At 66.3% G+C, this 2,441-nt stretch carries 2 protein-coding genes and 1 pseudogene; all 3 read left to right on the top strand.

Annotated features, from left to right (window positions below):
• The coding region (locus Q0R16_RS06040) for an acyl-CoA dehydrogenase family protein (RefSeq protein ID WP_295633544.1) at positions 1–946 on the top strand (946 nt) is incomplete at its 5' end.
• A 12-nt stretch (positions 947–958) separates the two neighbouring features.
• Positions 959–2,179, top strand: a complete 1,221-nt coding sequence (locus Q0R16_RS06035; protein WP_295633541.1) for a CoA transferase — start codon at positions 959–961, stop codon at positions 2,177–2,179.
• Positions 2,176–2,441 (top strand): annotated as a pseudogene (locus Q0R16_RS06030) (acetyl-CoA C-acyltransferase); the annotation flags it as partial. The gene Q0R16_RS06035 and the pseudogene Q0R16_RS06030, both read left to right, overlap by 4 nt.

Raw genomic sequence — 2,441 nt, 5'->3', positions numbered from 1 at the left:
CGTTCTGTCGTATGCGCTGCCGGCGTATCGTTCGATCACCTCGATCAACCTGGGCATGGTGTGCTCGGCGCTGGTCAAGTCGGGCACCGAGGAGCAGAAGGCCGAATGGCTGCCTCGGTTGGCGGCAGGTGAAATCGCCAGCTTCGGGCTGACCGAACCTGGCTCCGGCTCGGATTCGGCGGCGATGCAGACCACTGCTACGCGCTCGGGCAACGGTTACGTGCTCAACGGCACCAAGCGCTACATCACCAACGCGCCCTTCGCCAAAGTGGCGCTGATCATGGCGCGGACCGAGAAAGAAGCGCTGCCCAAGAATGCGCACGTTTCCGCCTTCCTCGTGCCGATGGATTCGCCGGGCGTTTCGGTCGGCAAGTCGGACAGGAAGATGGGCCAGTCGGGCAGCCACATCGCCGATATCGTGATGGACGACGTGCACATTCCCGGCAATGCGCTGCTCGGCGGCGTCGAAGGCAAGGGCTTCGTCACCGCGATGCAAAGCCTCGACAACGGCCGGCTTTCGGTCGCGGCGGCTGCGGCGGGCTATGCGCGGCGCGCGCTCGATACCGCGGTGCGCTATGCCACCGAGCGCAAGGCGTTCGGCGAGCCGATCGCCAATTTCCAGCTCATCCAGGCGATGCTGGCGGACAGCGAGATCGAAATCTACGCCGCCGAATGCATGATCGCCGATGCCACGCGCCGCGCCGATGCCGGCGAATCGGTGTTGCGCAAGGCGGCGGCGGCCAAAGTGTTTGCGTCCGAAATGTGCGGCCGCGTGGTAGATCGCTGCGTCCAGGTTCACGGCGGCGCGGGCTATCTCGCCGAATACGAAGCCGAACGCTTCTTCCGCGATGCGCGCATTTACCGCATCTACGAAGGCACCACCCAGATCCTTCAATTGCAGATCGCCAAGCACATGCTGCGCGAATTTGCGGCCGGCGCAGCGTAAGGGAGAAGCACGATGTACGACATCCTGGGCGGCCTTTCGGTGGTCGAGGTGTCGTCGTTTGTCGCCTCGCCAACGGCCGGGCTTTATTGCTCGCAGTTCGGCGCCGAGGTCATCCGGGTGGACCAGATCGGCGGCGGGCAGGATTTCCATCGCTGGCCGATAACCGCGAACCAGGATTCGCTCAGCTGGGAAAACCTCAACCGCGCCAAGAAGTCGCTGGCGCTCGATCTGACCGGTAAACCGGGTCGCGAACTGCTGACCGAACTGATCCGCGCCACCGGCAACCTCATCACCAACCTGCCGGTCGGCGGCTTTTTGGCGCACGACCGGCTGGCTGAGGGCCGCGCCGATCTCGTCACCGTGCGGGTGATGGGCTGGCCCGATGGCGCCATCGCGCTCGACTACACCGCCAATGCTGCGGTGGGTTATGCCGCGCTGACCGGACCTCTGAACGATCCCGCCCCGGTCAACCACGTCCTGCCAGCGTGGGACTTGCTCACCGGCGCTTATGCCGCCTTCGCGCTGCTCGCCGCAATCCGTCGGCGCGAGGCGACCGGGCTGGGCGGCGAAGTGCGCCTGCCGCTGACCGATATCGCGATGGGCTCGGCCGCCAACCTGGGCCGCGTCGCCGAAGTGTTGTACGACGGGCGCGATCGCGAGAGGCTGGGCAATGCGGTGTTCGGCACGATCGGCCGCGATTTCGTGACGGCGGACGGCGTGCGGTTGATGATCGTGGCAATCAACGAGCGGCACTGGTCCGGGCTGGTCAAGGCGCTCGACCTGGCCGAACCGCTGGCGCAGCTCGAAGCCCTGCTCGGCGTGCGCTTTGCGGGCGATGACAGCACGCGCTTCCGCCATCGCGAGGCGATCTTCGCGCTGATCGAACCGCGCGTCACTGCATTGAGCCATGCCGATCTCGCCGCCCGGCTCGATGCCAACGCCGTCGTCCACGGCCCCTATCGCACCATGCCCGAAGCGATCGAAGACCCGCGGCTGGTTTCCGCTAACCCGATGTTCGCGCATACCGCCGACAACCCCAGCGGCTTCGCCTATCCCGCCGCAGGTGCCTTCGCGACACTGCCCGCGCTCGATCGCCGGGCGCCCGCGCCCGCGCCACGGCTGGGCGCGGACAGCGAGCAAATCCTGGCCGAGCGGCTCAAGCTTTCCTCGGGCGAGATCGCCCGCCTGATCGACGCAGGTATCGTCGGAACAGCCAAGGAACCCACACCATGACGCTTCGCCGCGCTGCCATTGTTGCCCCCGTCCGCACCGCCGTCGGCAAATTCGGCGGCGCGCTGTCGTCGCTCACCGCCGGAAAACTGGGCGCAGTAACGCTCAAGGCGCTGATGGAACGGACGAAAATCGATCCTACGCGCGTCGACGACGTGGTGTTCGCGCAAGGCTACGGCAATGGTGAAGCGCCGTGCATTGCGCACTGGTCATGGCTTGCCGCCGGTTTGCCGCTCGAAGTACCCGGCTACCAACTCGACCGCCG

It is taken from the genome of Novosphingobium sp. (assembly GCF_025351285.1).
Classification (GTDB): domain Bacteria; phylum Pseudomonadota; class Alphaproteobacteria; order Sphingomonadales; family Sphingomonadaceae; genus Novosphingobium.
The sequence above is the reverse complement of the archived record's forward strand: the minus strand, read 5'-3'. Positions and strand labels throughout refer to the sequence as shown.